The sequence below is a fragment of the Streptosporangium sp. NBC_01469 genome, from assembly GCF_036227305.1.
GTDB lineage: Bacteria > Actinomycetota > Actinomycetes > Streptosporangiales > Streptosporangiaceae > Streptosporangium.
This window is the reverse complement of sequence record NZ_CP109465.1, coordinates 9,188,873-9,214,127: the sequence shown is the minus strand read 5'-3', so window position 1 is coordinate 9,214,127 and position 25,255 is coordinate 9,188,873. Positions and strand designations below refer to the sequence as shown.

The following is a 25,255-nucleotide window of genomic DNA, read 5'->3' as shown; positions in this document are numbered from 1 at the left end:
ACCTCACGCGGTCGTGTTCGCCGGAGCGGCGAAGCGGTTGGCGGAGCGGGGCAGCCCCAGCGTCGAACGCAGCGTGGAGCCGGGCTCGGGTGCCCGGTACAGCCCGGCCGCCACGAGCTCAGGCAGCACCTGCCCGGCGAGCACCGGCAGGTCGGTGGCGAGCACCGCGGGGTGCAGGCGCACCCCGTCGACGTTCGGCGCCAGTGACCGGAGCAGCTCCACGAGCCCGCGCGCCGGCCCGGCGTATCGCAGCCGTCCCGAGTCCGGCCACGGGGTGGCCGCGTCCAGGGCGGCGAGCCGCCGCGCCCCGGGCTCGTCGGCGTCGAGGACCACCTCGACCTCGGCGAAGGCGAGCGCCGCGCCGGAACTCCTGGCCCGCCCGGCCCGCCGGGTGAGCGCGTCGGTGTCGGCCTCGCCGACGAGCACGATGTCGGCGTGAGCGTCGATCTCCAGCTCGGCCGGGGCGAGCACGACGATCTGTCCCTGCGGTGGCCGAGGGGTGATGAGCGGTCCGGTCACCGAGAAGGCGGCCCCGGTGAAGTTCACGTGGTGAACGCGATCGGGGTCGAGGTAGCGGCCGGTGGCGACGTCCCTGATCACCGCGTCGTCCTGCCACGAGTCCCACAGCAGGCGCGCGACGTCGACGACGTCGGCGGTCTCGCGCCGCGCGGCATCGCCGGTCAGCGCGTCCGCGCCGATCGTCGCGAGGTCGTCGGTGCCGTTCGCCGCGCCGACCACCCAGCCCGCGCGGCCCCGGCTGGCGTGATCGAGGCTCGCCAGCTGGGTGGCGAGGTGGAACGGCTCGGTCGTGGTCACGTGCAGCGTGGGCGCCAGCCCGATCCGGTCGGTCAGCGGCGCGGAGAACGCGGCCCGGGTGCCCGCCTCCAGCCGTCCGGCCGCGTCCAGCCCACGGCTCGGCGGCACCGGCGCGTCGGCGAAGGTCGCCAGCGTGAAGCCCGCGGCCTCCGCCGCGCCGACGGCCTCGCGCAACGCGGCGGCGGTCAGGACGTCCCCGGGCCGGCGGCCGGTACGGCGCCAGGCGGCCGGGTGGGCGCCGTCTCCGTCCAGGTCGACGGCGAGCAGCAGGGTGCGGTGGTCGCTCATCGGTCGGCTCTCCCCTCTCTCGTACGGCACGCCCCCGAAGGCACGCGAGGACAATTATCCACATTATTGGTAGGAATACTATAAAAAGCCAGTCTGTTCCCGCCTCGCGCGCCGGAGCCCTGGCCCGCGGACGTCTCCGCCACGGTCCGGGTGCCGTGGGACGGGAGCCCCGGCCGCCCGTGCGTCCTCAGGAGCGAGACGAGCAGCGCGAAGGCGGCGACGCCGGCGCAGGTGAGGACCGCGTGCCAGTAGGCCAGGCGGTGTCCGGACGCGCCCGCGGAGGAGCCGTGCAGGTAGATCCCCGACACCGCCGAGATGCACACCGCGGCCGCGATGCGCTGGGACATCTGCAGGATGCTCCCCGCCACCCCGGCCGCCTCCGCGGGCGCGTGCTGGAGGACCGACGCCTGGAGAGGGGGGATGACGAGCCCCGAGGCGGCGCTCGCGCACATGCCGCACAGTGCCAGCAGGACGGGCAGGTGGGATCGCGAGGCCAGCAGGCCGGCCAGGCCGCTCGCCAGCATGAAGCCCGCCGACAGCGCGAGCCCCACCGAGACGGTGTACCGGCCGAACCGGCGCGCCGCGCGCCAGGCCAGTGCGGAACTGGCCACTATCGACAGCGCCGAGGGCAGCGTGACGGCGGCGGCCGCGAGGGCCGACAACCCGAGGCCCTCCTGCAGGAACATGACCAGGACCAGCGAGAACGCCAGCCCGGAGCCGAAGTACCCCATCGCCACCACGGTGCCCGCCGCGAACGGAGCCGACCGTGCCAGCGCCGGATGCACCAGCGGGCGGCGTCCCGATCGCGCGTAGTGGTGCTGCCACAGGAAGAACGAGACGGCCAGGGCGCCCACGACGGGAAGCCAGAGGAGCCCGGCCGTACCGATCGAGGGCTGGACGAACGGCAGCATCAGCGACAGGGTCAGGCCGCCCATCAGCAGCAGCCCCACCACGTCGAGGTCGGGAGAGCCCGCCTGAGCTCGCGCGGGAGGCAGGTGGCGCGCCGCGAGCACGAGCGTGATCACGCCGCACGGCACGGCGAGGAGGAGGACGAGCCGCCATCCGGCGTCGGGGCCGACGGCCCCGATGACGGCGCCGCCCAGTGGCGGCCCGAGCCCGCCCGCCACGCCGCCCGTCACCGCGTACAGGCCGAGTGCCCGCGTCCTGGCGTACCCGGTGAACGTGTCCTGCATCGTGCCGATCATCTGGGAGTTGACCAGACCGCCGCCGAGCCCCTGGAGCAGGCGCGCCGCGACGAGCGCCCAAGGGTGAGGGGATGACCCGGCCAGCGCGGCACCCACGGTGAAGATCGCCATTCCCGCGAGGAAGAACGGCTTGCGGCCCCGGACGTCTCCGAGCCGGCCGCCGGGGATGAGGGCGAGGCCGAAGGCCAGGGAGTATCCGGCCACCATCCACTGCATCTGGGTGGCGTCCGCGCGCAACGAACCGCGCAGCGCCGGTATGGCGACGTTCAGAACGGAGTTGTCGAGCAGCGTGGTGAACCCGCCGAGCGCGCAGACCACGAGCACGCGGCGCCCGGCGGCATCGAAGCCGGCGGTCACGAGCCCTCCCCGGGAAGCTCCGTGGCCAGGGTGCCGTGCTCGCCGGTCGCCTCGCCTCGCCCGGTCCGAGGGCGGCTCCGGGCGCGGGTGGAGGCCGTCAGTACTTCCACGGGTGCTCTTCGACGGCGTCCTCCGGGATCGGCCGGCGGCCCATGCGATCTCCTGGACCGGCCCGGCCGGTGGACCTCCGCTCGCTCGGCCCGGCCACGCGCTCAGGCGACTTCACCGGGTGATCGGCCATGCGGCGCCCTCCATAATTACCTGTATTTCCAGTAGGAAAACTTAGTATTTATTCGCCCGTTGGGCAATGCGCCGATCACCGGTGCCGGCGGCCAGGTCGTCCGGGTACGGCAGCTCCAGCCGTCCGGGTACGGCAGCTCATCGTGTACGTGCCGGACGTGGGGCGGTAGCTCATGGTGTACGTGCCGGACAGGGGGCGGTAGCCCATCGTGTACGCGCCGGACGTGGGACGGTAGCTCATCGTGTACGACGCGCCGGACAGGGGGAGGCCGCGGCCACCCGGCCGACGACGACGTCCACGCGCGGTGGGCGCCGAAAACCTTTTGCGCGGCGGAGGGGATGGCCGACACACTCTCGGGGTGGTCGAGAGCATGCACATCGATGGGCGCGCCGGCATCGACGCGGGGCTGGTGAGGCGACTGGTCGCGACCCAGTTCCCGCGGTGGGGCGCCCTTCCGGTGACCCCGGTCGAGGTCGACGGGTGGGACAACCGCACCTACCGTCTCGGTGACGAGATGACGGTGCGTCTTCCCACCGCCGCCGGTTATGTCCCGGCGGTCGACAAGGAGCATCGATGGCTGCCGGTTCTCGCCTCTTCGTTGCCGGTCGCGGTTCCCACGCCTCTGGCGAAGGGGGCTCCGGGCGAGGGATACCCGTTCGACTGGTCGATCCGCGGCTGGCTGGACGGCGAGACCGCGCGCCCTGACCGCATCGACGACCTGTCCGGATTCGCGGCCTCGGTCGCCGACTTCATTCTCGCCCTGCAGCGCGTCGACGCGATGGGCGGGCCGCAGGCGGGCGAGCACAGCTTCTACCGGGGCGCGCCGCCGGCTCACTACGACGATGAGACACGCCGCTCCCTCGCCGCGCTGGACGGCCACGTCGACACCACCCGGGCGTCGGCTGTGTGGGACGCCGCCCTCGAGGCGGCCTGGTCCGGGCCGCCGGTGTGGTTCCACGGCGACATCGCGAGCGGCAACCTGCTGGTCAGGGACGGAAAGCTGGCCGCCGTCATCGATTTCGGGACATCGGGCGTCGGTGATCCCGCCTGCGATCTGGTGATCGCGTGGACGATGTTCTCAGGCGACAGCCGGGAGGCCTTCCGCGACGCTGTCGGTCAGGATCCCGCCATGTGGGCGCGGGCTCGCGGCTGGGCCCTGTGGAAGGCCCTGATCAGCCTGGTCGCGGAGATCGACGGGGACGAGGGGAAAGCCGGAGAGAACCGCCGCGTCATCGACGAGGTCCTGGCCGACCACGATCGTTCCGGCTGACTCCGCCGGAATTCGACGCCTCGGACTTCCTGCGGGCGCTCGATCCCGCCCACCTGGCCTTCACCGCGCCCGACCACGGGCAGGCCGGCGGGAGCTGACGGAGATCGCCGAGGCTCACCGCCACATGGAGTCCGGACCCAGGCGGGAAAGATCGTCGTCACGGTCCGGACCGACATCACCGGCCCGCTTCTTCCGACGGCGGTGGTCTCCGCAGGCGTCGACATGCCGGCAATGGTCGATATACCGGCAATGAAGGCGCATCGAGGGCGTATCGCGTCAGCGGGGAGCGGCGGGCGATGTCCAAGCGACGGCGGTGTTTTCGCAAAGCGGGATCCATGTCTGCGGTTCCGGCGCGGGTGACGACTCTGCGAAATTAGAATCCGGTCTATGGGCCGATTCATCCGCTCTTAGCCCGCTTAAACGGTGCAAAATGCCTTGGATGATCGCCCGCTTCTTGATCGTTCATGGCGGGTACGGAGGCGACCGGCGCCTCGGTGACCCCGGTCGGCGGCCACCCGGGGCGGCCGGCGGTCCTCGGTGCGCTCACGTCGTCCGAAGCCGGCACCCACCCCCCGCACAGAGTTGCGCAGCTCATGTGGTCCACTGGCCAGGGGGAACTGGAGGATGAGCGCGAGACGCGGAATCTCGATGACGACCCGCATCACCCTGTTCACCGGTGTGGTGGCGGTGCTGCTGTGCTCACTGACGACCGCGGTGCTCATGTTCGCCCTGAACCGTTTCGTCACCAAGTCTCTCATCGAGGAGATCACCGCGGCCGGTGGCCGCGTGGCCGCGCAGATGGAGCAGGGCAACCTGGAGTACCCCCTGGCCGGGCTTCAGTCCCGCAAGATCCAGGTCGTCGACGGGCAGGGCCGGGTCGTCGCCTCGACCCCGCAACTGCGTGGTAAGCCGCGCATGGCGACGTTCCCGCCCGAGGGCACGATGGCCGCCACCTCCGTCGTGTGCCACGGGGTGTTCCCCCGTGGCGAGTGCGACGTCGTGGTCGCGCAGCGGGCCCAGCGGGCGGGTGAGAAATGGATCGTCTACAGCGCCTCCCCGATGATCCCTCCGCTGGTCGATCCGCGGGTGGCCACGGTGGCGGGGGGCAGCGTGATGCTGCTCGCCGTGGCCATCACCTACCTCGGCCGGCGGGTCGTCATAGCCTCCCTCAGGCCGGTGGTCGCCATCCGGGCCGAGCTCGACGAGATCAACGCGGCCTCCCTCGATCGCCGGGTGCCCGTGTCGGACAGCGACGACGAGATCCACGATCTCGCCAGCAGCGTCAACCGCACGCTGACCCGCCTGGAGACCGCCATGGAACGTCAGCGGCAGTTCACCGCCGACGCCTCCCACGAACTCCGGACCCCCGTAGCCGGGCTCCGCGCCCAGTTGGAGGAGGCTCAGCTGCACCCCGGCGATACCGACCTGGGTGACCTGCTCGCCCACTCGCTGGCCGACCTCGACCGGCTGCAGGCGATCATCACCGACCTGCTCCTGCTGGCCCGGCTTGAGGGCGGCGCCCCCAAGCCCGACGAGAGGGTCGATCTGGCGACGGTGGTACGGGCGGAGGTCTCGCGGCGGATGGACCCGCGGAAGGTACGACTCCTGCTCGCTCCGGAAGTGTCCGTCGATGTCGTACACGGCCAGATCGACCGCCTCATCACCAACCTGCTGGACAACGCCGAGCGGCACGCCAGGCAAACGGTGGTCGTCGAGGTGCGGCCGAACGGTGACAGCGCCGAGCTCATCGTCGACGACGACGGGGAGGGGATCGCCGAAGCCGACCGGGAACGGATCTTCGAACGGTTCACCCGGCTGGACGCGGCCCGCAGCCGCGACCGCGGCGGCACGGGCCTCGGTCTCGCCATCGCCCGTGGCATCGCCCAGGCCCACCACGGGACGATCGAGGTCACGGCCTCCTCCGTCGGCGGCGCGCGCTTCGTCCTCCGCCTCCCCCTGGCCACCTCAAGTAACAACGGCCGGGAACAGGCCCGCATCTCCTCGTAGCCGAACCGATCGCAGTGATTCCGGGTGACCCCCACACCCCGGAGAACCGGGTGAACCCGACCCGGTCCGGCTCCCGTGCTCCGGGCATGCCCGGCATCGGCGGGCGACGGCGGGCGACGGCGGGGACCGGGCAGGAAGAGGCGGCGGAGGCCGGGCGAGACGAGGCGGCGGGGCGCCCGAAGGCGATCTTGAGGACGGGCCGGGGGATATCGTGGAGGGGATAGCAGCCCCGCAGCCCTCGGTGGTCGCGCCTCCGGCCCGTTCCCGGCGTCGACCACGGATCGGAGGTCCTGATCGTCGCTGTCACCGGCCTCGTGGAGATCGTCGCTGTCATCGGCCTCACCGAACCTGTCTCCGGTTTCATGGAACCTGGCCCCGTTCTCACGGGATCTGTCTCCGGTCTCACGGAACCCGTCCCCGCCGTTCCCGCGAGTGGGACGGCCACCCTCACGGCGGCCGGTGTCGCCGCGGCCTTCGTCTGCGCGGGGCTGATCGCCGTCCGCGTACGTCCCCGCAACCGGGTCGGACCGCTGATGATCGTCATCGGCCTGCTGTGGCTCGTCGCCAAGTTCGCGCCCCTGCCGGTGGCGGCGGGTGATGTCCGCACGGCGCTGGCGGGCGCGTGGGCGGCGGTGCTCGCGCATCTGGTGGTGGCGTTCCCCACCGGGCGCCTCACCGTGCCGGTGGCGCGAGCCGTCGTCGGGACGGCGTACCTGAGCGTGGCCGGTGTCGCGGTGCTGGGGATGAGCGGGCTCGCGCCGGGTGAGGTGGTCCGGGGCGCGGCGATGTCCGGGGCCGTGCTGAGCGGCCTGGCCGTGCTGGGCCTGCAGGTGAGCCGCTGGCGGGGCAGCACCGTGACGCGGCGCCGGTCGCTCAATCCCGTGCTCGCCGCCGCCGTGGTGGCGACGGCGCTGTTCGTGACGCTGAAGCCGGTGATGATCGCCGGTGTCGCGGTGCAGGGTCTGACGCCGGTGATGCAGGCGGCACTGGCCGCCGTCCCGCTGGCGTACGTGGGCGGCCTCCTGCGGCGGCGCATCGACCGTGGCCGGGTCGCCGAGCTGGTCGTCCACCTCCGTGGCGTCTCGCGGCCGGTGAGCCTTCAGCGGGCCCTGGCCGGGGTCCTCCACGATCCGACCCTGGAGATCGGGTACTGGGCGCCGGAGCCGGGCCGGTACGTGGACGTCGACGGCCGGGTCGTGCCGCTGCCGGAGGGCGACGACCGCGTGGCGACACGCGTCGACCACGACGGCGCCCCGCTCGCGCTGCTGGTGCACGATCCGGCGCTGCTGGACAACCCCGAGCTGGTCGAGGCCACCTGTGCCGCCGCCGCGCTGGCCCTCTCGAACGAGCGGCTGACCGCCGACCTGAGGGCGCGGCTGCACCAGCTCGCCGAGTCGCGCGGCCGGGTCCTGCGCGCGGCCGAGACGGAACGCCGGCGGCTGGAACGAGACCTTCACGACGGCGTGCAGCAACGGCTGCTGTCCATCCCCATGACGCTCAGCCTGGCCGAGTCGAGGCTGTCCACCCATCCCGACCAGGCTCGGGCGCTCGTCGGCGAGGCGAGGATCACCACGCTGGCCGTGCTCGACGAGTTGCGGGCCCTGTCGCAGGGCATCCACCCGCCGGTGCTGACCGAACGCGGCCTGCGCGGTGCCGTCCGGGAGCTGGCCGCGCTCGCACCGGTGCCCCTGCGGCTGTCGTTCGAGCTCCCCGCGCCGTTGCCGGTGGAGGTCGAGACGACGGCGTACTACGTGGTCGCCGAGGCGGTGGCCAACATCACCAAGCACGCCGACGCTCGGCGGGCACGGGTGCGCGCCGAGCACCGGGGCGGGCGGTTGCTGGTCGAGGTGTCCGACGACGGCCGGGGCGGGGCGGATCCGGCCCTCGGATCCGGCCTGCGCGGGCTCGCCGACCGGGTGACGGCCGCCGGCGGAACCCTCCGGATACACAGCCCCGCCGGCGACGGCACCCTGATCGAGGCGGTACTGCCGTGCGAGTAGTCATCGCCGAGGACAACATGCTGCTGCGCGAGGGGCTCGCCCGGCTGCTGGCCGAGGGCGGCTTCGACGTCGTGTCGGCCGTCGCGGACTCCGTGGCGCTGCTGACCGAGGTGGCACGGCACCGCCCGGACGTGGCCATCGTCGACATCCGCCTGCCCCCCACCCAGACCGACGAGGGACTGCGGGCGGCCCGGGAGATCCGCCGACGCCATCCCGGCACCGGGGTGCTCGTCCTGTCCCAGTACGTCCGGGTCAGCTACACGGTCGAGCTGCTCGACGACGGCGCCCGCGGCGTCGGGTACCTGCTCAAGGACAGGGTGTCCGACCTGGCGGGGTTCGCGGCGGCGGTGCGGCAGGTGGGCGGCGGCGGCTCGGCGTTCGACCCGATCGTCATCGACCAGCTGGTCGGCCGCCACGACCGCGCCGACGACCCGTTGCGCGCGCTCACCGGCCGCGAGCGCGAGGTCCTCGCGCTGATGGCCGAGGGCCGCACCAACCAGGCCGTCGCGGAACGGATCGGCATCGCGGAACGGACCGTCGAGAAGCACTGCACGAGCATCTTTGCCAAGCTCGGGCTGCCGGCGAGCGCGGACGACCACCGCCGGGTCCTCGCCGTCCTGCGCTACCTCAACACCTAGCCGGCCGCGCAGGGGGACGGTTAACCGCCCCCCGGGGGTGCGGCGAGCACGGTCCCTGACGGGTGCTGCCCGGCTTCCGGTGCCGGTGCCGCCGTCGCACACTTCGAACGTCAGACGAAACGACGTCGGATCGAACGGAGCGGAGGGCGATGCCCACCATGACGACGCCCACTATGACGACCGGAAACGCGATGAGAATCGCCCGGTGGACAATCGTCGCGCTGACGGTGGTGATGATCTACTACTTCGTCACCTCGAACGCGATACGTTCCGGGAACCCGTTCCTGGTGCCCGATGTCATCCTCACCGTGCTTCTTCCTGCCTCGGCGGCCCTGCGGGGGCGGTTCGCCGTGCCGGCGATGATATTCGCCTTCGCCTGGGCGGCGGCCGTCTGGACGGTGTCGCTCTGCACGTACATCACGCGCGGAGCCTTCGCGGACGGAGCGAACCACCTTCCCCTGATCTTCTCCAGCGTCCTGGCCGCGGGGCTGCTGGCGACCACCGCTCTCGGTCACGGCGACCGGGAGAGGGGGAGGGCGTGAGGACGTCAGGTGCACCGCATGCCGCTGACCAGGGTCGGCCCCTGGGCCAGCAGTTGCTCGCAGAAGTGCTCGCCCGCGTGGTAGCCCGAAGAGATGACGATGGTGACCGGGCTCTCCTCACCGCTGCCCGTGCAGCCGGTCGCGAGGACGTGATGACCCAGCATCTGTGAGAGCTGGAAGCGGGTCCCGTCCGCGCAGACGTAATGGCTGTCCGCGTGGGCCGCTGTGGGGAGGAGCAGCGGCACGGCGAGGGCCGCGAGGAGTGTGGCGACGCGGACGACGGTCATACGGGGGGATGTCATAGGAGCTCTTTCGCGGGGGTTTGTGAGGCATGCCACGACGGCGTACCCAGGGTGATCGGAAGGCAACCCTGGGTGTCCGTTGCCGGACATCCGGAGGGGGCGGGTGCGCGAGGTCCGTCGCGTCCGCCCCCGGTGGCCGCGGGTCCGGCCCGGCGGGTTCTCCGGTCCCGCCTTCCCGGGCGCCGGCGAGGCCCCATTCGGGGCGGAGTCAAGGTTCACGATCTTCGGCGGCGTTCCGGATCGTGCTTCACTTCGTATCGGGGCAGGTCGTGCGTTGCGAAACACCGCAATGACTCATGACAGGCGCTGCAAGAACCTAAGAGGTAACCGCAGCTATAGAGCAAGATTACGAAACTATTTCGCAGGAACCTTGTGGAGCGAGGCATCGGAGTCCTACTGTCACCTCACCCTCGTGGCGTTCGCCCCGCCCCGAGTGCTTCAGGTGTTCACCCCCCGAGAGAAACGAGCATCCGATGTCACGGAGCATCACAGGAGCTGTGGCGAGATGGACCGGCAGGCCGTCGCGAAGGGCATCGGTGGCGGTCGCGGCGGTGGTCGCGGCCTCCGTCGGCCTCGGCGTCGTGCCCGGCGCCCCGGCCCTCGCCGGCACGGGCGGGGCCCCGGCCCCCGTGGTGACGCGCGCCGCCCTCGACCCGTCGCTCGTCGCGGGGCGGGGCGCCACCGTCGCCTTCGCCGAGCAGGAGGCGGAGAACGCCACGACGAACGGCACGGCCGTAGGTCCGGACCGCGCCGCGTACACGCTGGCGGGGGAGGCGTCCGGCCGTAAGGCGGTGAGGCTGACGCCGGGGCAGCACGTCGAGTTCACGCTGCCGAAGACGGCCAACGCGATCACCGTGCGTTACAGCATCCCCGACGCTCCCAACGGCGGCGGCATCACCGCGCCGCTGAACGTCACGGTGAACGGCGGGGGCAGGAAGGTGATGACCCTCACGTCGCAGTACGCGTGGCTGTACAACCAGTATCCGTTCACGAACGACCCGAACGCCGACCTGCTGCACCCCGACTGGTGGATCACCGAGTGCGCCTGCGTGCCCAACGCCACGACGCCCGCCCCGACGATCACGAAGCCGTTCCGCCCGACCCACTTCTACGACGAGCAGCGTCTCCTGCTCGGCAAGACGTACCGCGCGGGTGACAAGGTGCGGCTCACGGTCCCGGCCGGAAGCAACGCGGCGTGGACGGTCATCGACCTGCTCGACTCCGAGCTCGTGGGCGCGCCGCACGTCAGGGTCGTCGCGGCGAACGTGCTGGCGTTCGGCGCCGACCCGCTCGGCAGGCGCGACTCCGCCGACGCGATCGACAGGGCGATCGCCTTCGCGAAGCGCAGCCGCCTCAAGGTCTACATCCCGCCGGGCGTCTACCAGGTGAACCGCCACATCATCGTCGACAACGTGACGATCGAGGGCGCCGGCAACTGGCACACGATCATCAAGGGCAAGGAGGTCGCCCTCCCGGCCCCGGCCCCCGACGGCTCGGTGCACACCGGCGTCGGCTTCTACGGCAAGGACGCGTCGGCGGGCGGCAGCAGGAACGTGCACCTGTCCGGCTTCGCGATCGAGGGCGACGTCCGCGAGCGCATCGACACCGACCAGGTGAACGGCATCGGCGGGGCGCTGAGCGACTCGACCGTCGACGGCCTCTACATCCACCGCACCAAGGTGGGCATGTGGTTCGACGGGCCGATGAGGAACCTGAAGGTCACGAACAACATCATCGTCGACCAGATCGCCGACGCCCTCAACTTCCACGGCGGCGTCACGAACTCGGTGGTGTCGAACAACTTCACCCGCAACACCGGTGACGACGGCCTCGCCCTGTGGTCCGAGAAGATCGCCAACGCGGGCAACACGTTCGACCACAACACCGTGCAGACGCCGACCCTCGCGAACGGCATCGCCGTCTACGGCGGCACGGACAACACCATCTCGAACAACCTCGTCGCCGACCCGATCCGCGAGGGCAGCGGCATCCACGTCGGCTCCCGCTTCGGCGCCGAGGCGTTCGCCGGGAAACTGTCGATCAAGGACAACACCACGGTCCGGGCCGGCACGTACGAGCTGAACTGGAACATCGGCCTGGGGGCCATCTGGCTCTACGCGCTCGACAAGAACATCGAGGCGGACATCCAGGTGGTCGGGAACCACTTCCTCGACAACACCTACAACGCGATCATGCTGGTCAGCGACTGGGGCGTGAAGGACCTGTACTCGATCACGAACGTCCACTTCAAGGACATCAGGGTCGACGGCACCGGCACCTCCGTGGTCAGCGCCCGAGTGAAGGGATCCGCCTCCTTCGAGAACGTGGACGCCCGCAACGTCGGCGCGGTCGGCGTCAACAACTGCGGTTCGTTCAACTTCCCGCCCACCGGCTCGGAGTTCTCGCTGACGGACCTCGGCGGCAACGACGGAGGCGGCACCACCGGAGCCTGGCTCGCCCCGTGGATGCTGCCGAACACCATCACCTGCGACGACCGCCCGCCGGTGGTCGCGCCGCCGGCGCCGTCCCCGTGGTGATCCTCCGCCACGGCGCGGTCCCGCGTCGTTGATCCGATCGGCCGGCCGTCCGGGGAAATCCCCGGGCGGCCGGCCGATCTCGTGCCCGGTGAGGTGCGCGTCTCCACGAGGGACGGCCCGGGACGGCCCGAGACGGCCCGAGACGGCTCAGTGGCTCCCGGTCGTACCGCGATCCCGGAACATGATTCTTCCTGAACTGACTTGCGATATATCTCATTTGGCGGCAAGCTCGTACATAACGCGATACATCGCGTTATGTACGAGCCTTCGCGGACGGGGGTTCGGGAGGAATCCGGCGTGGCCCGGCACACGGGGGCGGTCACGCGGGAGCGCTTCCGAGCTCGGCGGCCCGGAGGCGATCGGTGGCCGGTCTCGAAAACGGCCCCCGGGCGATGCGGCGACATCGCGCCGGAGGCGGGCAGGTCCCCCGCGGAGGCGAAAGCCGACCCCGTCACACGGCGGAGCTCACGCTGCCGGTTGACGCCTCCGCGCCGACGAACGCGGAGGTCTTCATCGACGCCTCCGCACCGACGAACGTGGTGGAGGTCTCCATGCGGGAAACACACTCTGACAGCCCTGCGGGGACGGGCGGCGGCGCACGGCGCGAGGAGCGCGTGCCGGTGCTGGTCGTCGGCGCGGGGTACGCCGGGCTCAGCGCCGCGGCGCTCCTGGCCTGGCGCGGCGTGCCGGTGACGCTGGTCGAGCGGCACGCGAGCACGTCCGTCCAGCCCAAGGCGTTCGGGGTCAACTGGCGGGCGCTGGAGCTGCTGCGCCCCGTCCCCGGGATAGAGGAGTCGCTCGGCCAGATCTGGGAGGGCATCGGCGACGGGATGCGCATCGCCATCGCCTCCAGCCTGAGCGACCCGGAACCGAACATGATCGTCGACGGCCGCCAGGACGACTTCGGCTTCATGACCGAGATCACCCCGGTGCCCAGCGTGGGCGCGCCCCAGTCGCGGGTGGAGGGGCTGCTGCGGGACAGGGCGGAGAAACTCGGCGCCGACCTGCGCTTCTCCACCGAACTGGTCTCCCTGGAACAGGACGCCGACGGCGTGACCGCGCTGGTCGTCGATCGCGTGACCGGCGAGGAGACGAGCGTGCGCGCCGACTATCTGGTCGCCGCCGACGGTTACCGCAGCCCTGTCCGCGACCGCCTGGGCATCCCCACCACGGGCAAGGGCGATCTGGGCCACGCCTGCGTGATCATGTTCGACGCCGACCTCGGCGATCTGGTGCGCGACCGCGAGGTCACCCTCTGGTACCTGCGGAACGAGACCTTCACCGGCGCGATCATCACCGGAACCGGTGTGGACTCGCACGTGCTGAGCGTGAACTACGACCTCGGCGCGGGGGAGAGCGAGGCCGACTTCACCGAGGAACGCTGCCGCGACCTCGTACGGGTCGCGACCGGCCTGCCCGCGCTCGACGTGCGCCTGCTCGACCGGACGAGCTACGGGATGGCTCACATCCTCGCCGCCCGCTACCGGCAGGGCCGGGTGTTCCTCGCCGGGGACGCGGCGCACACGATGCCGCCGACCGGAGGCCAGGGCGGCAGCGCGGCCCTCCAGGACGGCTGCGACCTCGCCTGGCGGCTCTGGCTGGTGATCTCCGGGCAGGCCGGTGCGGGCTTCCTGGACAGCTACGACGCCGAGCGGCGCCCGATCGGCGAGCTGACGGCCGACGCCCAGCTCGCCAACCTCGGGGTCCGGATGCCCCCGGCGATGCGGGTCGGCTACCCGGAACCGCTTGACGACCCCATCGCCGCCATCATCGGTTACCGCTACCACTCGGCCGCGATCCTGGCCGAGACCGGCGACGACGGCTCGCTCCTGGAGGACCCCCGCGACCCGACCGGCCGCCCCGGCAGTCGCGCCCCGCACGTCGTACTGCGCAGGGACGACCGGCCGGTCTCCACCGTCGACCTGTTCGGACCCGGTTTCGTGCTGCTCGCCGGACCGCGCGGGGAGGTCTGGGCGCGGGCCGCCCAGGTGGCGGCGGACTGGCTGGGCGTGCGGCTCACGTCGTACCGGATCGGCGGGGAGCTGGAGGATCCGGCCGGGGCGTGGCAGCGACGGTACGGCGTGGGCGACGACGGCGCGGTGCTCGTGCGCCCCGACGGCTACGTCGCCTGGCGGGCGTCCGAGGCCGTCGCCGATCCCGAGGACGTGCTCGACCGCGTACTCACCGCCGTGCTCGCCCGCTCGTGAAGGGAACCGCACGTCCGACACGTGACCGGCCTCGGGCGTGACGGTCCATCAGGGGGTCGGCCCGCATAAGCCCGAAACCCACATTGGGATGATCTTGAAGGGTTGAATGGCGAGGTTGATGAAGCTGTGATCTTCTTCGCCTGTTGTGTACGTGTTCGTCTCGCTACGGTGTGTCCCATTCGTTGGCGGGGTGAGCCGGGAGGCGTGTGCGGTGACGTCGGTCGAACGGACCGCCTACCGGGTGTTCCCGCGGTTGGTGATGACGCGTGAGCTGTACCTCTTCTACTCCCCTTCGGCCGAGGAGACAGCGTGGGCGCGGGAGAAGACCGACACCGATGAGCACCTGCTGGCGTTGACGCTCGCGCTGAAGTGTTTTCAGCGGCTGGGCCGTTTTGCCAAGGCCCGTGAGGTGCCGCCGGTGGTGGTGGAGCACATGCGGCGGTGCCTGGAACTCGGCGAGGATGTCATGCCGGTGTATGCCTCGTCGCGTACGGCTGAGTCGCATCGGGTGCTGGTGCGCCGCCGGGAGGGGTGGGCTACGCGCCGGGTAAGGCGCGCAAGGTCGCGGCCAAGGCGATGACCCGGGCGGCGTGGGTGAAGAATCACCCGGCGGACCTGATCAACGTTGCGTTGGAGCGGCTGGCGCAGGCCCGGTTGGAGCCGCCGGCGTTTTCCACGCTGGACAGCATGGAGTCGACGATCCGTGGCCAGGTCAACGGACAGATCTTCGAGACGATCTGGCGGCGGCTGAGCGCCGGGGATCGCGTGCGGCTCGCGGCGTTGCTGGTGGTCGGGCCGGGTGGCAAGAGCGATCTGGATCGGTTGAAGAAGCCGGCGCGGCGGGCGAGCTGGTCGAAGTTCAAGGAGCAGGCCGCGCACCTGGCCTGGGTGGAGGGATTGTGTGACACCGGGGCGGTGCTGGAGGGCATCGCCGCCTCGAAGATCGCCGACTTCGCCGGTGAAGCGGATGCGGCCGATGCCGATGTGCTGGCCCGTAGCTACAGCGTGGAGGCCAAGCGGATCGCGCTGCTGGTGTGCCTGGTGCACACCGCGCGGGCGCGGGCGCGCGACGACCTGGCCGCGATGATGTGCAAGCGGATGGCGGCCACCGCCAAGAAGGCCAAGGCCAAGCTGGAGGAGATCCATCAGCGGCAGCGGCAGGTGGTGGAGAACCTGATCGGAACCTACCGGGGCGTGCTGCAGGGCTTGGTGCCGGGCGGGCCGGTCGAGACGGCTGAGATCGCGGCCGCGCAGATGGTGATGATGGCGCTGGCCGCGCTGAGGTGCCCAGGCGGGGACACAGGAGTAGATCCCGAGATCGGCTCGGATGTCGCGGAGTCAGAGCAGCGGGACGGGCTCGGGGCTGATTTAGGGGTCGCGGTCGAAGTACTGGTCAAGGCGGTGCGGATGCAGGCCGCCGGGGTGGGTTCGGTCCGGCAGGTGGTGGAGCGGGCCGGTGGCGCGGCCGCGCAGCCGGCCGATATCGAGGAGGTGACGGCCTATCAGCATGACAACCACGAGCTGCTCATCCAGCAGTTCTTCAAGGCCGACCGCTCCATCATGCTCGCTTTGGCCGCGGTGCTGAGGTTCAAGGCGACCTCGGCCGATCGCAGCGTGCTGGACGCGCTGGAGCACGCTCTGACCTACTGGGGCAAGACCCGCGCCTTCGGTACGGAGGGTTCGGCGGGATCGCCTACCACTACGTCTCCGACAACTACATCGCCCTGTTCTCCCGGTTCGTGCCGTGTGGGGCGTGGGAGGCGATCTACATCATCGACGGGCTGCTGGCCAACGCCTCCGAAGTTCAGCCCAAGACCGTCCATGCTGACACGCAAGGCCAGTCGTTTCCTGTCTTCACGCTCGCGCATTTGTTCGGGTTCGATCTGATGCCGCGCATCCGCAACTGGAAGGGCCTGACCTTCTTCCAGCACAGCAACCAGGTGACCTACCGCCACATCGACTCCCTGTTCCGCGGGGAAGGTGGGAACCGCAATGTGATCGACTGGGAGCTGGTGGAGAAGATGTGGCCCGACCTCATGCGGGTGGCGATCTCCATCCGCGAGGGCCGCCTCAACTCCGTCACCCTGCTGCGCCGGCTGGGCTCCCACTCCCGCAAGAACGAGATCTACCGGGCCTTTCGCGAGGTCGGGCGTAGCGTGCGCACCGTGGCGCTGCTGCGTTTTCTCGCCGACCCGGCACTGCGCAGGCGCATCACCGCGGTTACCGACAAGGTCGAGGGCTTCAACGGCTTTTCTGGCTGGCTGCGCTTCGGCAACGACGGCGTCATCGCCGCCAACGACCCGGCCGAGCAGGAGAAGATGATCAAATTCAACTCTTTGCTGGCCAACTGCGTGATCTTTCACACCGCGCTGGACATGACCGACGTGCTGCGCCAACTGCTGGCCGAGGGCTGGCAGCCCGAGCAGGGCTCCGACATTACCGCCGCCGACATCGCGCAGCTGTCGCCCTACCTGACCGCGCACATCAGCCGGTTCGGCCTGTATGCCACCGACGTGCTGCGCCTGCGCCCTGACGACTTCGACCCCGACCTACCCGCGATCGACTTCACCGCCTTGGCCGAGGCGGCGTAGACGGCAAGTGGGCCAGAGACGAGAGCTGGGGATCGTAGTGAGGCGTTTCGGGCGGCAGGCCGAGGCTTGAACAAGGCACGGTGCTCTCGTCGATCTTGACACTCATTGATAGGTTTCCTACAGGTGCGCCGGGAAGTCTGGTCGGCAATTCTGCCGTCCATCCCGGAAAGGCGCCCGCCATGCGCGCTCGCGACCTGCTCACCGCCTTCCCCACGGTCACCTTGGACACCGCGGTGATCGAAGCTGCTCGGCTGCTGGCCGACCAGGACCTGCCCGGCCTGATCGTCGTCGACGAGCGCGGGCTGCCCTCCAGCATCCTGCCCGGCACCCAGGTGCTGCGACTGGCCGTACCCGGCTACTGCCAAGACGATCCGGCCTTGGCACGGGTGGCGGACGAAGCGCACGCCGACGCCCTGCTCACCTCCGTGACCGGCCGGACCGTACGCGAGGCACTGCTCGCCCAGCCCCGCGAACTGCCGGTCACCGACCCGCAGGCCACCGCGCTGGAGCTGGCCGCGCTGATGGCACGCACGCACAGCCCGCTGGTCGCGGTGGTCGAGGGCGGCCGGTTGCTGGGGGCGGTCACCCTGCAGGCGCTCATGGACGGGCTGCTGGGCCAGTGACAGCACTGGCTTGGCTGTCGGTGGCGGTCTTTCTCGGCGCCTACGCGCTGATCGCCACCGAACGCATCCACCGGGTCGCCGCCGCGCTCGGCGGCGCCGGGATCATGCTGCTGATCCACGCCAGCGACGCCGGGGCGGCGTTCTTCAGTGAAGAGACCGGCATCGACTGGAACGTCATCTTCCTGCTGCTGGGCATGATGGTGATCGTCGGCGTGCTCAAGCAGACCGGCGTGTTCGAGTACCTGGCGATCTGGGCGGCCAAACGAGCCCGCGGCCGGCCGTACCGGTTGATGGTGTTGCTGGTCGTCATCACCGCCTCGGCCTCGGCGCTGCTGGACAACGTGACCACGGTGCTGCTGATCGCGCCGGTCACCTTCCTGGTGTGTGAACGGCTGACACTGCCGATTGTGCCGTACCTGATCGCCGAAGCGCTGGCCTCCAACATCGGCGGCACCGCCACCCTGGTCGGCGATCCGCCCAACATCATCATCGCGAGCCGCGGCGGATTGTCGTTCAACGACTTCCTCGTGCACATGGCACCGATGGTCATCGTGCTGATGGTGACCTTCGTCGGGCTGTGCCGCATCTTGTTCCGCAAGGCGTTCGTCTACGATCTCGAACGCGCCGCCGAGATCATGCGGCTGAACGAGCGCGAGGCGATCGCCGACCCTCGGCTGCTGTGGCAGAGCCTGACCGTGCTGGGCCTGGTGATGGCGGCGTTCGTGCTGCATCCGGTGCTGCATTACGAGCCGTCGGTGGTGGCGATCCTGGGCGCCGGCCTGCTGGTCGCGGCCACCAAGGTGAGCACCGAGCAGGCCATCGCCGAGGTCGAATGGCCCACCCTGGTGTTCTTCATGGGCCTGTTCGTCATGGTCGGTGCCCTGGTCGAAACCGGCGTGATCGGCCAGATCTCCCGCCTGGCGGTCGAGGCCACCGCCGGCCAGCTCGGGTCGGCCACGATGGTGTTGTTGTGGGCTTCGGCCGGGTTGTCGGCGATCGTGGACAACATCCCCTACGTGGCCACCATGAGTCCGATCGTGGCCGAGCTGGCGCAGGCGAGTGGCGGCAACGGTGCGGGGCAGGTGCTGTGGTGGGCGCTGGCCTTCGGCGCCGACCTGGGCGGCAACGCCACCGCCGTCGGCGCGGCGGCCAACGTGGTCGTCATCGGCATCGCCGCCCGCAACGGCACCCCGATCAGCTTTTGGACCTTCACCAAATACGGCTTGATCGTCGCCGTGGTCACCGTGGCGCTGGTCACCCCGTACCTGTGGCTGCGCTACCTCCTGTGACGATGAACAGGCCACGGTTCGCCGATGAGCGCACCCTGCCCGCCTTCGTCGTGGCTCAGCTGGCCGCCGCCGAGATGTCCATGAAAGCCCGCCACCCAGTGCGGACCAGGTCGTGATCTGCTTTTCTCAGCATGGAGGTGCCATGGTGTCCACATCCCGCGCGGCCTTTTCCGAGCGCGCTACCGCCATCGCGCGCACGCCGGCCGGCCCGGTGGAGTACCGGCAGGAGGGCGAGGGCCACAGGACGGTCCTGGTGTTCCACGGCGGACACATGCGGGCAGGGCTGGCGCTGGGCGAGGAGGTCTTCACTGAGGCCGGTTTCACGGTACTGACACCCTCGCGCCCCGGTTACGGGCGTACGCCGCTGAGCACAGGAACCACCCCGGCCGGTTTCGCCGACGCCACCGCCGAGCTGTGCCGGAGTTTGGGCATCGAACGCCTGGCCGCGGTCGTGGGCATCTCGGCCGGCGGCCGAACGACGCTGACCATGGCCGCCCGCCACCCGCAGCTGGTCGAGCGCGTCATCCTGCAAAGCGCGGTCGCCTTCCTGCCCTGGCCCGACCGGCTGACCCGACTGGGCGGCCGGGCGGTGTTCAACGCCCGGACCGAGGCCGGCACCTGGGCGATCATGCGGTCCCTGATCCGCCTGGCACCGCCGGTGGGGCTGCGCCTGCTGCTGCGTAGCCTGTCGGCCCTGCCCGCACGCCAGGTCCTGGCGGGCCTGTCCGCCGCCGAACGCGCCATGCTGGCGGGGCTGTTCACCAGGATGCGCTCGGGCCACGGCTTCGTTGCCGACATGCTCTCCGTGCCCGACTGCGCCGCCCAGGTCGGCCAGAGCGCGCTGGTCATCGCCACCCGCCACGACCGGTCGGTGCCCTTCGCCCACGCCGAGTCCCTGGCATCGGTCCTGCCGAACGCCGAACTGGTGGACAGCAGGGCCGACAGCCACATGATCTGGTTCGGCCCCGACTACCCGCGCATCGCCACCAAGATCCGCGAATTCCTCGCCACGGACTGAGCGCGGCGACCGCTTCCCGAGTCTCGGGCTGGGGTCAGCCGCTCTGCTGGTGCCAGCGGTGCAGTAGGGCGGGAAGCTCGCCGAGCAGGAATTCATAGAAGGCGTGCATCTGCGCCAGGCGCCGGTGGGCGGGGTCGCCGTTCTCGGTGGCGGCGATTCCGGCGGCCGCGGCCTGGAGCATGGCCTGGATGACGGTGTTCTGGCTGGTGAACAGGGTGGCCCAGGCATCGTCGCGGAGCCGGTAGTGCTCGCGGCGGCTGCCGGGGGCGGGCAGGCGTTCGATCAGGCCGACCGTGAGCAGGGATTTGATGGCGCCGGAGACCGAGCCGGCGCTGGCTTCCAGCCGGTCGGCGATCTCGCCGGCGGTGACGCTTTCCTGGTCGGTGAACAGAAAGACCGCCAGGGTGCGCGCGGCCATGCGCTGCATGCCGCCCTCGATCAATGTGAGGGCCAGCCGTTCGGCCGCCTGCCACTGCTCATACCGATCGTCCACGTGCTCGCCTCCTTGAGAAGAATCAGGATACCGAACACCCCGACTCTTCAGAAATTTCTGAAAAGTCGGTATAGTCCTCGTATCGGCCTCTCGCGGGAGGTTCGATGGTGTGCCGGGAAGCCTGGTCGGCGATGTGATCTCTCATCAGCCTCGACAGGAAGTAGATCCCGGTCATGACCCTGCTCAGCCGTTTGTACGGCGTGCGGCCCGCCCTGCATCACCGGGTGCGCGTCCGGCGGAACGTGGAGATCCCGGCCGCCGACGGTGTGCGGCTGCTGGCCACGCACTACTACCCGGCCGGCCAGCACCAGCCGCCGCTGGTGCTGCTGCGCAGCCCGTACGGCCGCGGCAACGCCCTGGACCGGCTCCCGGCGCTGCTGGCCGAGCGCGGCTACCAGGTGCTGTACCAGAGCCTGCGCGGCACAGCCGGATCCGATGGCCGCTTCGACGGCTTCGTCATCGACCCGGCCGACGGCGACGGCACGCTGAGCTGGCTGCGCGCCCAGCCGTGGTTCGGCGGCGAGCTGGCCACCTGGGGCGCCAGCTACCTCGGCTACGTCCAGTGGGAGCTGGCCGCCCGCGACATCCCGGAATGGAAGATCGCACTGATTCAGGACGCGCCGTCCTCCTTCGCCGAAGGCTTCATGTACCCCGGAGGGGCCTTCGCCACCGGTAACGCGCTCGGCTGGGTGCAGCTGGTGGAGCGGATGGTCACCGGCGGATACGGCATCACCCGCCAGATGGCCGGCCTGGTCGGCGCCGCGCGGCGGCTGTCGCGTGCCACGCTCGCCCTCCCGCTGCAGGAGGCCGATCAGGTGCTCACCGGTCACCCGGTGCCCTGGTTCCGAGACTGGGTCCGGCACGGTCCCGGCGAGCCGTACTGGGAGAGCAGCGACCACCGCGCCAACGTCGCCCGCATGCCGCCGCTGGTGCACCTGCAGGGCGGCTGGCACGACTTCTTCCTGCCGGGGATGCTGGCGGACTACGCCGCCCTGCTCGCCGCCGGGCGTCAGGTGCGGCTGCTGGTCGGCCCGTGGAGCCACGGGCGCGGGCTCTACACCCGCGAAGGGCTGGCCGACGCGCTCGCCATGCTGGATGCCGCGCTGCTCGGGCGGCAGGCGCCATCGGGCTTGCGGCTGTTCATCACCGGCGCCGGCCGCTGGATCGACGCGCCCGCCTGGCCGCCCGCGCACGAACCGGCCCCGTGGTTCCTGCGCCCGGACGGCGGTCTCAGCCGTACCCCGCACGACGGCCGGAGCTCTCCCAGCCGCTACCGCTACGACCCCGCCGACCCGACACCTACCGTGGGCGGCACGCAGGTGGGCCTGTCGGCGGGGGCGAAGGACAACCGCGCCATCGAGGCCAGAGCCGACGTGCTCACCTTCACCACCGCACCCCTGGCCGAAGACATCGAGGCCGTCGGCCCGGTCCAGGTGCGGTTGCACACGCGCTCGGCCAACCCGCACGTCGACTACTTCGCCCGGCTGTGCGACGTGGACGCGCGCGGCCGGTCGATCAACGTGTGCGACGGCATCGTCCGCCTGCGCGACCCCGGTGACATCCGGGTCGCCGACATCGCCCTGTGGCCGATGGCCCACCGATTCAAGCGTGGCCACCGGATCCGGGTGCAGGTCTCCAGCGGCGCTCACCCGCGCTTCGGCCGTAACCCCGGCACCGGCCAGCCGCTTGCGACCGGGACGGGCCTGCGCGTGTCCGAGCACGAGATCTTCCACGACCACAGCCACCCGTCAGCCCTCTGGCTACCCCTCACTCCAGGAGCGTCATGAAACTGCTTGTTCTCGGCGGCACCCACCACGTGGGCCGCGCCATCGTGGAGACCGCGCTGCAGCGCGGCGATGAGGTGAGCACGCTCAACCGTGGCCTCAGCCGCGACCCAGCCCCCGGGGTGCGGGCGCTGATCGCCGACCGCACCGACCCCGAGTCCGTACGGCGGGCGCTGGGCTCAGCCGAATGGGACGCCGTCATCGACACCTGGGCCTGGGCGCCGCGGGTGGTGCGCGACAGCGCCCGCCTGCTGTCCGGCCGGGCCGGCCACTACGGCTACGTCTCCAGCCGCGGCGTGCACCGCTGGCCGTGGCCCGCGCACGCCGACGAGCGGGCGCCGCTGGTCGACGGCGACCCCGCCAGCGGGGAAGCCGCCGACTACGCCGCCGCCAAGCGCGGCGGAGAGCTCGCCGTTCTGGAGTCCTTCGCCGGCCGGGCGCTGCTGGCCAGGGCCGGGATGATCCTCGGCCCGTACGAGGACGTCGGTCGCATCCCCTGGTGGCTGCGCCGCCTGGGGAAGGGCAGCCGCGTCCTCGCCCCCGCTCCTGCCGGGACACCTCTGCAATACCTCGATGTGCGGGACCTGGCCGCCTGGATGCTCCGTGCGGCCGAACGCGGCCTGAGCGGTACGTTCACCACGACCGGCCCGCCTGGCGCGATCACCCTCGGCGACCTGCTCACCACGATGCTGGAGGTCACCGGCTTCGACACCGAACTGGTGTGGGCGCCGCCGGAGCTGCTCATGCGGCACGGCCTGCCGCTCGGCATGGAGCTCGGGCTACGGCTGCCCGACGGCAGCGCGCCGAGCGGCATGCACGACGCCGACGTCAGCGCCGCCCGCGCCGAAGGTCTGACCGCGCGCCCGCTGCGCGACACCCTCGCCGACACCTGGACCTGGCTCCAGGCCGAAGGCGACCCGGCACCCCGCGCAGACGCACCCTCACCCGACACCTGGCTCGACGCTGCTGCGGAACAGCGGCTGCTCGACCAGCTCTCCCACTAAAGAAGGCACCACCTGTTATGCGCGCCATCATCATCGGAGCCGGCATCGCCGGCCTGGCCACCGCCCTGCGCCTGCACCAGATCGGCTGGGACACCCTCATCGTCGAACGCGCGCCCGCCCGCCGCGGCGGCGGCTACGCGGTCACCTTCGGCGGCATCGGCTACGACGCCGCCGAACACATGGGCATCCTGCCCGGCCTGCTCAAGAAGGGCTTCATCACCGACGAACTCGTCTACCACAAGCCGAACGGCGAACGCCGCTTCGCCCTCGACCGCGCCACCATCGCCGCCACCACGGGCGCGCGCTCGATCACCATCCTGCGCGGCGACCTCGAAGCCGTCCTGTATGAGGAGGTACGCGATCACACCGAGATCCGCTTCGGCGCCACCCTCACCGCCGTCGACCAGGACGAGCACTCCGTCCGCGTGACCTTGACCGACGGCACCATCGAGGAGGCTGACCTGCTGATCGGCGCCGACGGCCTGCACTCGGCCACCCGCGCCCTGCTGTTCGGCCCGGAAGAGGACTTCCTGCTCGACCTGGAGCACAAGGTGGCCGTCTACATGCTCGACCGGCGGCCCGACAGCATCGCGCCCGGTGCCACCGGCACCCTGTCGTCCGGCGGCCGCACCGCGGCGGTCATCAGCATCCCCGACGGGCGCAATGTCGCCTTCTTCGGTTACCGCGCCAGCCACGCCCGGCCAGGCGAGGACGTGGCCACCGAACTGCAGCGCGTCTACGGCGACCTCGGCTGGGTCATCCCCGAAGCCCTGGCCGGACTGGCGCGGGCCGATTCGGTCTACTTCGACACCATCAGCCAGGTCGTCGCACCGTCCTGGAGTAAAGGCCGGGTGGTCCTGCTGGGCGATGCCGCCTGGTGCGTCACGCTGTTCGCCGGGTACGGCTCCTCACTGGCTGTCGGCGGCGCCGACCGTCTCGGCACCGAACTGGACGCCCACCCCGGCGACATCCCCGCGGCGCTGGCAGCCTGGGAGGCGGCCATCCGGCCCGAAGCCGAACGCAAGCAGAAACTCGGCCGCCGCGTTAAAGGCGTCTACGCCCCCGCCAACCCGGTGTTGCTGTGGCTGAGCCTGCTACCGCTGCGCTTGGCCTCTTTGCCGCCGGTCCGCCGGTACATGACCCGCCGCTTCATCAAGGGCTAAGGATTGTGGGGCACCTGTCCGGGCGGGCGGCCAGGTGTTACATTCTAGGCAACTGAAAAGGTCGCGCCCCTCCTGTGGGGCGCGGGTGTCGGTGAGCCGGGAAGCCTGGTCGGCCCGCGATCAACGATCGCGGAGCTAGGAGGCCACTGCCCGATGCGCCCGACCACCATCCTGCTCACCTGCGGCGTCGCCGCCGGCGTGCTCGTCCCGGCCCTGATCCTCACCGACGGAGCCACCAGGCCCGGCTACAGCCTGTGGCACCACGGCGCCAGCCAACTCGGCACCGGCCAGCGCGGCTGGCTGCAGACGGTCAACTTCGTGATCGGCGGGCTGCTATTGCTCGCCTTCGCGGCCGGGCTACGCCGCGTGCTATGCCGCGCGCCGCAGCCCGGCCGCGCCGCCATATGGGGGCCGATCCTCCTCGCGGCGGCCGGCCTCGCGCTGGCCGTGGCCGGGATCGTGCCCACCGATCCCGCCCTCGGCTACCCGCCCGGCCGGCCCGAGGTGATCACCGCCACCGGACGCGTCCACGGCCTGGCCGGCCTGGGGCTGTTCGCCACCCTGGCGGCCACGCCGTTCGTGCTGGCCAGGCCCCTGCGCGGCAGCAACCAAGGGTGGGTGGCCTACTCGCGGTGGTCGGGCGCCCTGGTCATCGCCTTCGCCATCGCCGCAGGGGTCGCCTTCCGCCTGGATGTGCAGGGCGTGCTCCGCCCTGCGCCCGCCGGGCTGCTCGAACACGCCGCCCTGCTGGTCGGCTTCGCCTGGATCATCGCCGCTGGCCTGCGCCTGCGCAGCCCCAACACCGTCGTGCAGGGGTGAGCGATGGAGGTCACACTGAAGATCCTGCTCGGCCTGTACATCCTGCAAGCGCTGATCAAGT

The 25,255-nt window shown here is 71.0% G+C and carries 19 protein-coding genes and 1 pseudogene; 16 read left to right on the top strand and 4 right to left on the bottom strand.

The window, feature by feature from the left end; all coding sequences use genetic code 11:
- Positions 1-3: 3 nt before the first annotated feature.
- Positions 4-1,104 carry an LLM class flavin-dependent oxidoreductase gene (locus tag OG587_RS40060; RefSeq protein ID WP_329084059.1) on the bottom strand — a complete coding sequence of 367 codons (1,101 nt, stop codon included), beginning with the start codon at positions 1,102-1,104 and terminating at the stop codon, positions 4-6.
- The gene (locus tag OG587_RS40055; RefSeq protein WP_329084058.1) at positions 1,101-2,666 is read right to left on the bottom strand and encodes an MFS transporter; all 1,566 of its coding nucleotides are present in this window, start codon (positions 2,664-2,666) and stop codon (positions 1,101-1,103) included. Before OG587_RS40055 ends, OG587_RS40060 begins: the two co-directional genes overlap by 4 nt.
- A 611-nt stretch (positions 2,667-3,277) precedes the next feature.
- Between OG587_RS40055 and OG587_RS40050 the strand changes: the two genes are divergently transcribed.
- The 5 genes from OG587_RS40050 to OG587_RS40030 all read left to right on the top strand — a co-directional run bounded on the left by OG587_RS40050 (position 3,278) and on the right by OG587_RS40030 (position 9,364).
- Positions 3,278-4,177, top strand: a complete 900-nt coding sequence (locus tag OG587_RS40050) for an aminoglycoside phosphotransferase family protein (protein ID WP_329084057.1) — start codon at positions 3,278-3,280, stop codon at positions 4,175-4,177.
- A gap of 648 nt (positions 4,178-4,825) precedes the next feature.
- Positions 4,826-6,184 carry a sensor histidine kinase gene (locus tag OG587_RS40045; protein ID WP_329084056.1) on the top strand — a complete coding sequence of 453 codons (1,359 nt, stop codon included), beginning with the start codon at positions 4,826-4,828 and terminating at the stop codon, positions 6,182-6,184.
- A gap of 314 nt (positions 6,185-6,498) precedes the next feature.
- Positions 6,499-8,184, top strand: coding sequence for a sensor histidine kinase (locus tag OG587_RS40040; RefSeq protein WP_329084055.1), 1,686 nt, complete (start codon positions 6,499-6,501; stop codon positions 8,182-8,184).
- Positions 8,175-8,822, top strand: coding sequence for a response regulator transcription factor (locus tag OG587_RS40035; protein WP_329084054.1), 648 nt, complete (start codon positions 8,175-8,177; stop codon positions 8,820-8,822). The genes OG587_RS40040 and OG587_RS40035 overlap by 10 nt, the downstream gene beginning before the upstream one ends.
- 191 nt (positions 8,823-9,013) lie before the next feature.
- Positions 9,014-9,364 carry a hypothetical protein gene (locus OG587_RS40030; RefSeq protein ID WP_329084053.1) on the top strand — a complete coding sequence of 117 codons (351 nt, stop codon included), beginning with the start codon at positions 9,014-9,016 and terminating at the stop codon, positions 9,362-9,364.
- A 5-nt stretch (positions 9,365-9,369) separates the two neighbouring features.
- On the opposite strand, the gene OG587_RS40025 is transcribed toward OG587_RS40030, so the two are convergent.
- The gene (locus tag OG587_RS40025) at positions 9,370-9,666 is read right to left on the bottom strand and encodes a hypothetical protein (RefSeq protein ID WP_329084052.1); all 297 of its coding nucleotides are present in this window, start codon (positions 9,664-9,666) and stop codon (positions 9,370-9,372) included.
- 497 nt (positions 9,667-10,163) lie between these two features.
- Between OG587_RS40025 and OG587_RS40020 the strand changes: the two genes are divergently transcribed.
- From OG587_RS40020 to OG587_RS39990, 7 genes and pseudogenes are all read left to right on the top strand, one after another.
- Entirely contained in the window at positions 10,164-12,203 is a 2,040-nt protein-coding gene (locus OG587_RS40020; RefSeq protein WP_329084051.1) for a glycosyl hydrolase family 28-related protein, read from the top strand.
- 551 nt (positions 12,204-12,754) lie between these two features.
- Positions 12,755-14,410 carry an FAD-dependent monooxygenase gene (locus OG587_RS40015; RefSeq protein ID WP_329084050.1) on the top strand — a complete coding sequence of 552 codons (1,656 nt, stop codon included), beginning with the start codon at positions 12,755-12,757 and terminating at the stop codon, positions 14,408-14,410.
- Positions 14,411-14,621: 211 nt separating this feature from the next.
- A complete protein-coding gene (locus OG587_RS40010) occupies positions 14,622-14,990 on the top strand; it encodes a DUF4158 domain-containing protein (protein WP_329084049.1) in 369 nt (122 codons plus the stop codon).
- A 1,060-nt stretch (positions 14,991-16,050) separates the two neighbouring features.
- A pseudogene (locus OG587_RS40005) lies at positions 16,051-17,001 on the top strand (Tn3 family transposase); the annotation flags it as partial.
- A 179-nt stretch (positions 17,002-17,180) separates the two neighbouring features.
- A complete protein-coding gene (locus OG587_RS40000; RefSeq protein WP_329084048.1) occupies positions 17,181-17,624 on the top strand; it encodes a CBS domain-containing protein in 444 nt (147 codons plus the stop codon).
- Positions 17,621-18,913, top strand: coding sequence for an ArsB/NhaD family transporter (locus OG587_RS39995; RefSeq protein WP_329084047.1), 1,293 nt, complete (start codon positions 17,621-17,623; stop codon positions 18,911-18,913). The genes OG587_RS40000 and OG587_RS39995 overlap by 4 nt, the downstream gene beginning before the upstream one ends.
- Before the next feature lie 142 nt (positions 18,914-19,055).
- Positions 19,056-19,931 (top strand): alpha/beta fold hydrolase, encoded by an 876-nt coding sequence (locus tag OG587_RS39990; protein WP_329084046.1) that lies wholly within the window; start codon positions 19,056-19,058, stop codon positions 19,929-19,931.
- 34 nt (positions 19,932-19,965) lie between these two features.
- Here OG587_RS39990 and OG587_RS39985 read toward each other — a convergent pair whose 3' ends face one another.
- The gene (locus OG587_RS39985; RefSeq protein ID WP_329084044.1) at positions 19,966-20,424 is read right to left on the bottom strand and encodes a GbsR/MarR family transcriptional regulator; all 459 of its coding nucleotides are present in this window, start codon (positions 20,422-20,424) and stop codon (positions 19,966-19,968) included.
- A gap of 173 nt (positions 20,425-20,597) precedes the next feature.
- Here OG587_RS39985 and OG587_RS39980 point away from each other — a divergent pair, with 173 nt between their 5' ends.
- The 4 genes from OG587_RS39980 (at position 20,598) to OG587_RS39965 (ending at position 25,194) form a co-directional block, all read left to right on the top strand.
- A complete protein-coding gene (locus OG587_RS39980; protein ID WP_329084043.1) occupies positions 20,598-22,211 on the top strand; it encodes a CocE/NonD family hydrolase in 1,614 nt (537 codons plus the stop codon).
- Positions 22,208-23,212, top strand: coding sequence for an NAD-dependent epimerase/dehydratase family protein (locus OG587_RS39975; protein ID WP_329084042.1), 1,005 nt, complete (start codon positions 22,208-22,210; stop codon positions 23,210-23,212). Before OG587_RS39980 ends, OG587_RS39975 begins: the two co-directional genes overlap by 4 nt.
- A 17-nt stretch (positions 23,213-23,229) precedes the next feature.
- Positions 23,230-24,375, top strand: coding sequence for an FAD-dependent monooxygenase (locus tag OG587_RS39970; RefSeq protein ID WP_329084041.1), 1,146 nt, complete (start codon positions 23,230-23,232; stop codon positions 24,373-24,375).
- A gap of 153 nt (positions 24,376-24,528) precedes the next feature.
- Positions 24,529-25,194, top strand: coding sequence for a DUF998 domain-containing protein (locus OG587_RS39965; RefSeq protein ID WP_329084040.1), 666 nt, complete (start codon positions 24,529-24,531; stop codon positions 25,192-25,194).
- Positions 25,195-25,255: the final 61 nt, after the last annotated feature.

Excerpts from the sequence above, each read along its gene's own strand:
- OG587_RS39975 (WP_329084042.1), top strand. The coding sequence starts at position 22,208 with ATGAAACTGCTTGTTCTCGGCGGCACCCACCACGTGGGCCGCGCCATC.
- OG587_RS40025 (WP_329084052.1), bottom strand. The coding sequence starts at position 9,666 with ATGACATCCCCCCGTATGACCGTCGTCCGCGTCGCCACACTCCTCGCG.
- OG587_RS39990 (WP_329084046.1), top strand. The coding sequence starts at position 19,056 with ATGGTGTCCACATCCCGCGCGGCCTTTTCCGAGCGCGCTACCGCCATC.
- OG587_RS40030 (WP_329084053.1), top strand. The coding sequence starts at position 9,014 with ATGAGAATCGCCCGGTGGACAATCGTCGCGCTGACGGTGGTGATGATC.
- OG587_RS40060 (WP_329084059.1), bottom strand. The coding sequence starts at position 1,104 with ATGAGCGACCACCGCACCCTGCTGCTCGCCGTCGACCTGGACGGAGAC.
- OG587_RS40015 (WP_329084050.1), top strand. The coding sequence starts at position 12,755 with ATGCGGGAAACACACTCTGACAGCCCTGCGGGGACGGGCGGCGGCGCA.
- OG587_RS39980 (WP_329084043.1), top strand. The coding sequence starts at position 20,598 with ATGACCCTGCTCAGCCGTTTGTACGGCGTGCGGCCCGCCCTGCATCAC.
- OG587_RS39965 (WP_329084040.1), top strand. The coding sequence starts at position 24,529 with ATGCGCCCGACCACCATCCTGCTCACCTGCGGCGTCGCCGCCGGCGTG.
- OG587_RS40045 (WP_329084056.1), top strand. The coding sequence starts at position 4,826 with ATGACGACCCGCATCACCCTGTTCACCGGTGTGGTGGCGGTGCTGCTG.
- OG587_RS39970 (WP_329084041.1), top strand. The coding sequence starts at position 23,230 with ATGCGCGCCATCATCATCGGAGCCGGCATCGCCGGCCTGGCCACCGCC.
- OG587_RS40050 (WP_329084057.1), top strand. The coding sequence starts at position 3,278 with ATGCACATCGATGGGCGCGCCGGCATCGACGCGGGGCTGGTGAGGCGA.
- OG587_RS40000 (WP_329084048.1), top strand. The coding sequence starts at position 17,181 with ATGCGCGCTCGCGACCTGCTCACCGCCTTCCCCACGGTCACCTTGGAC.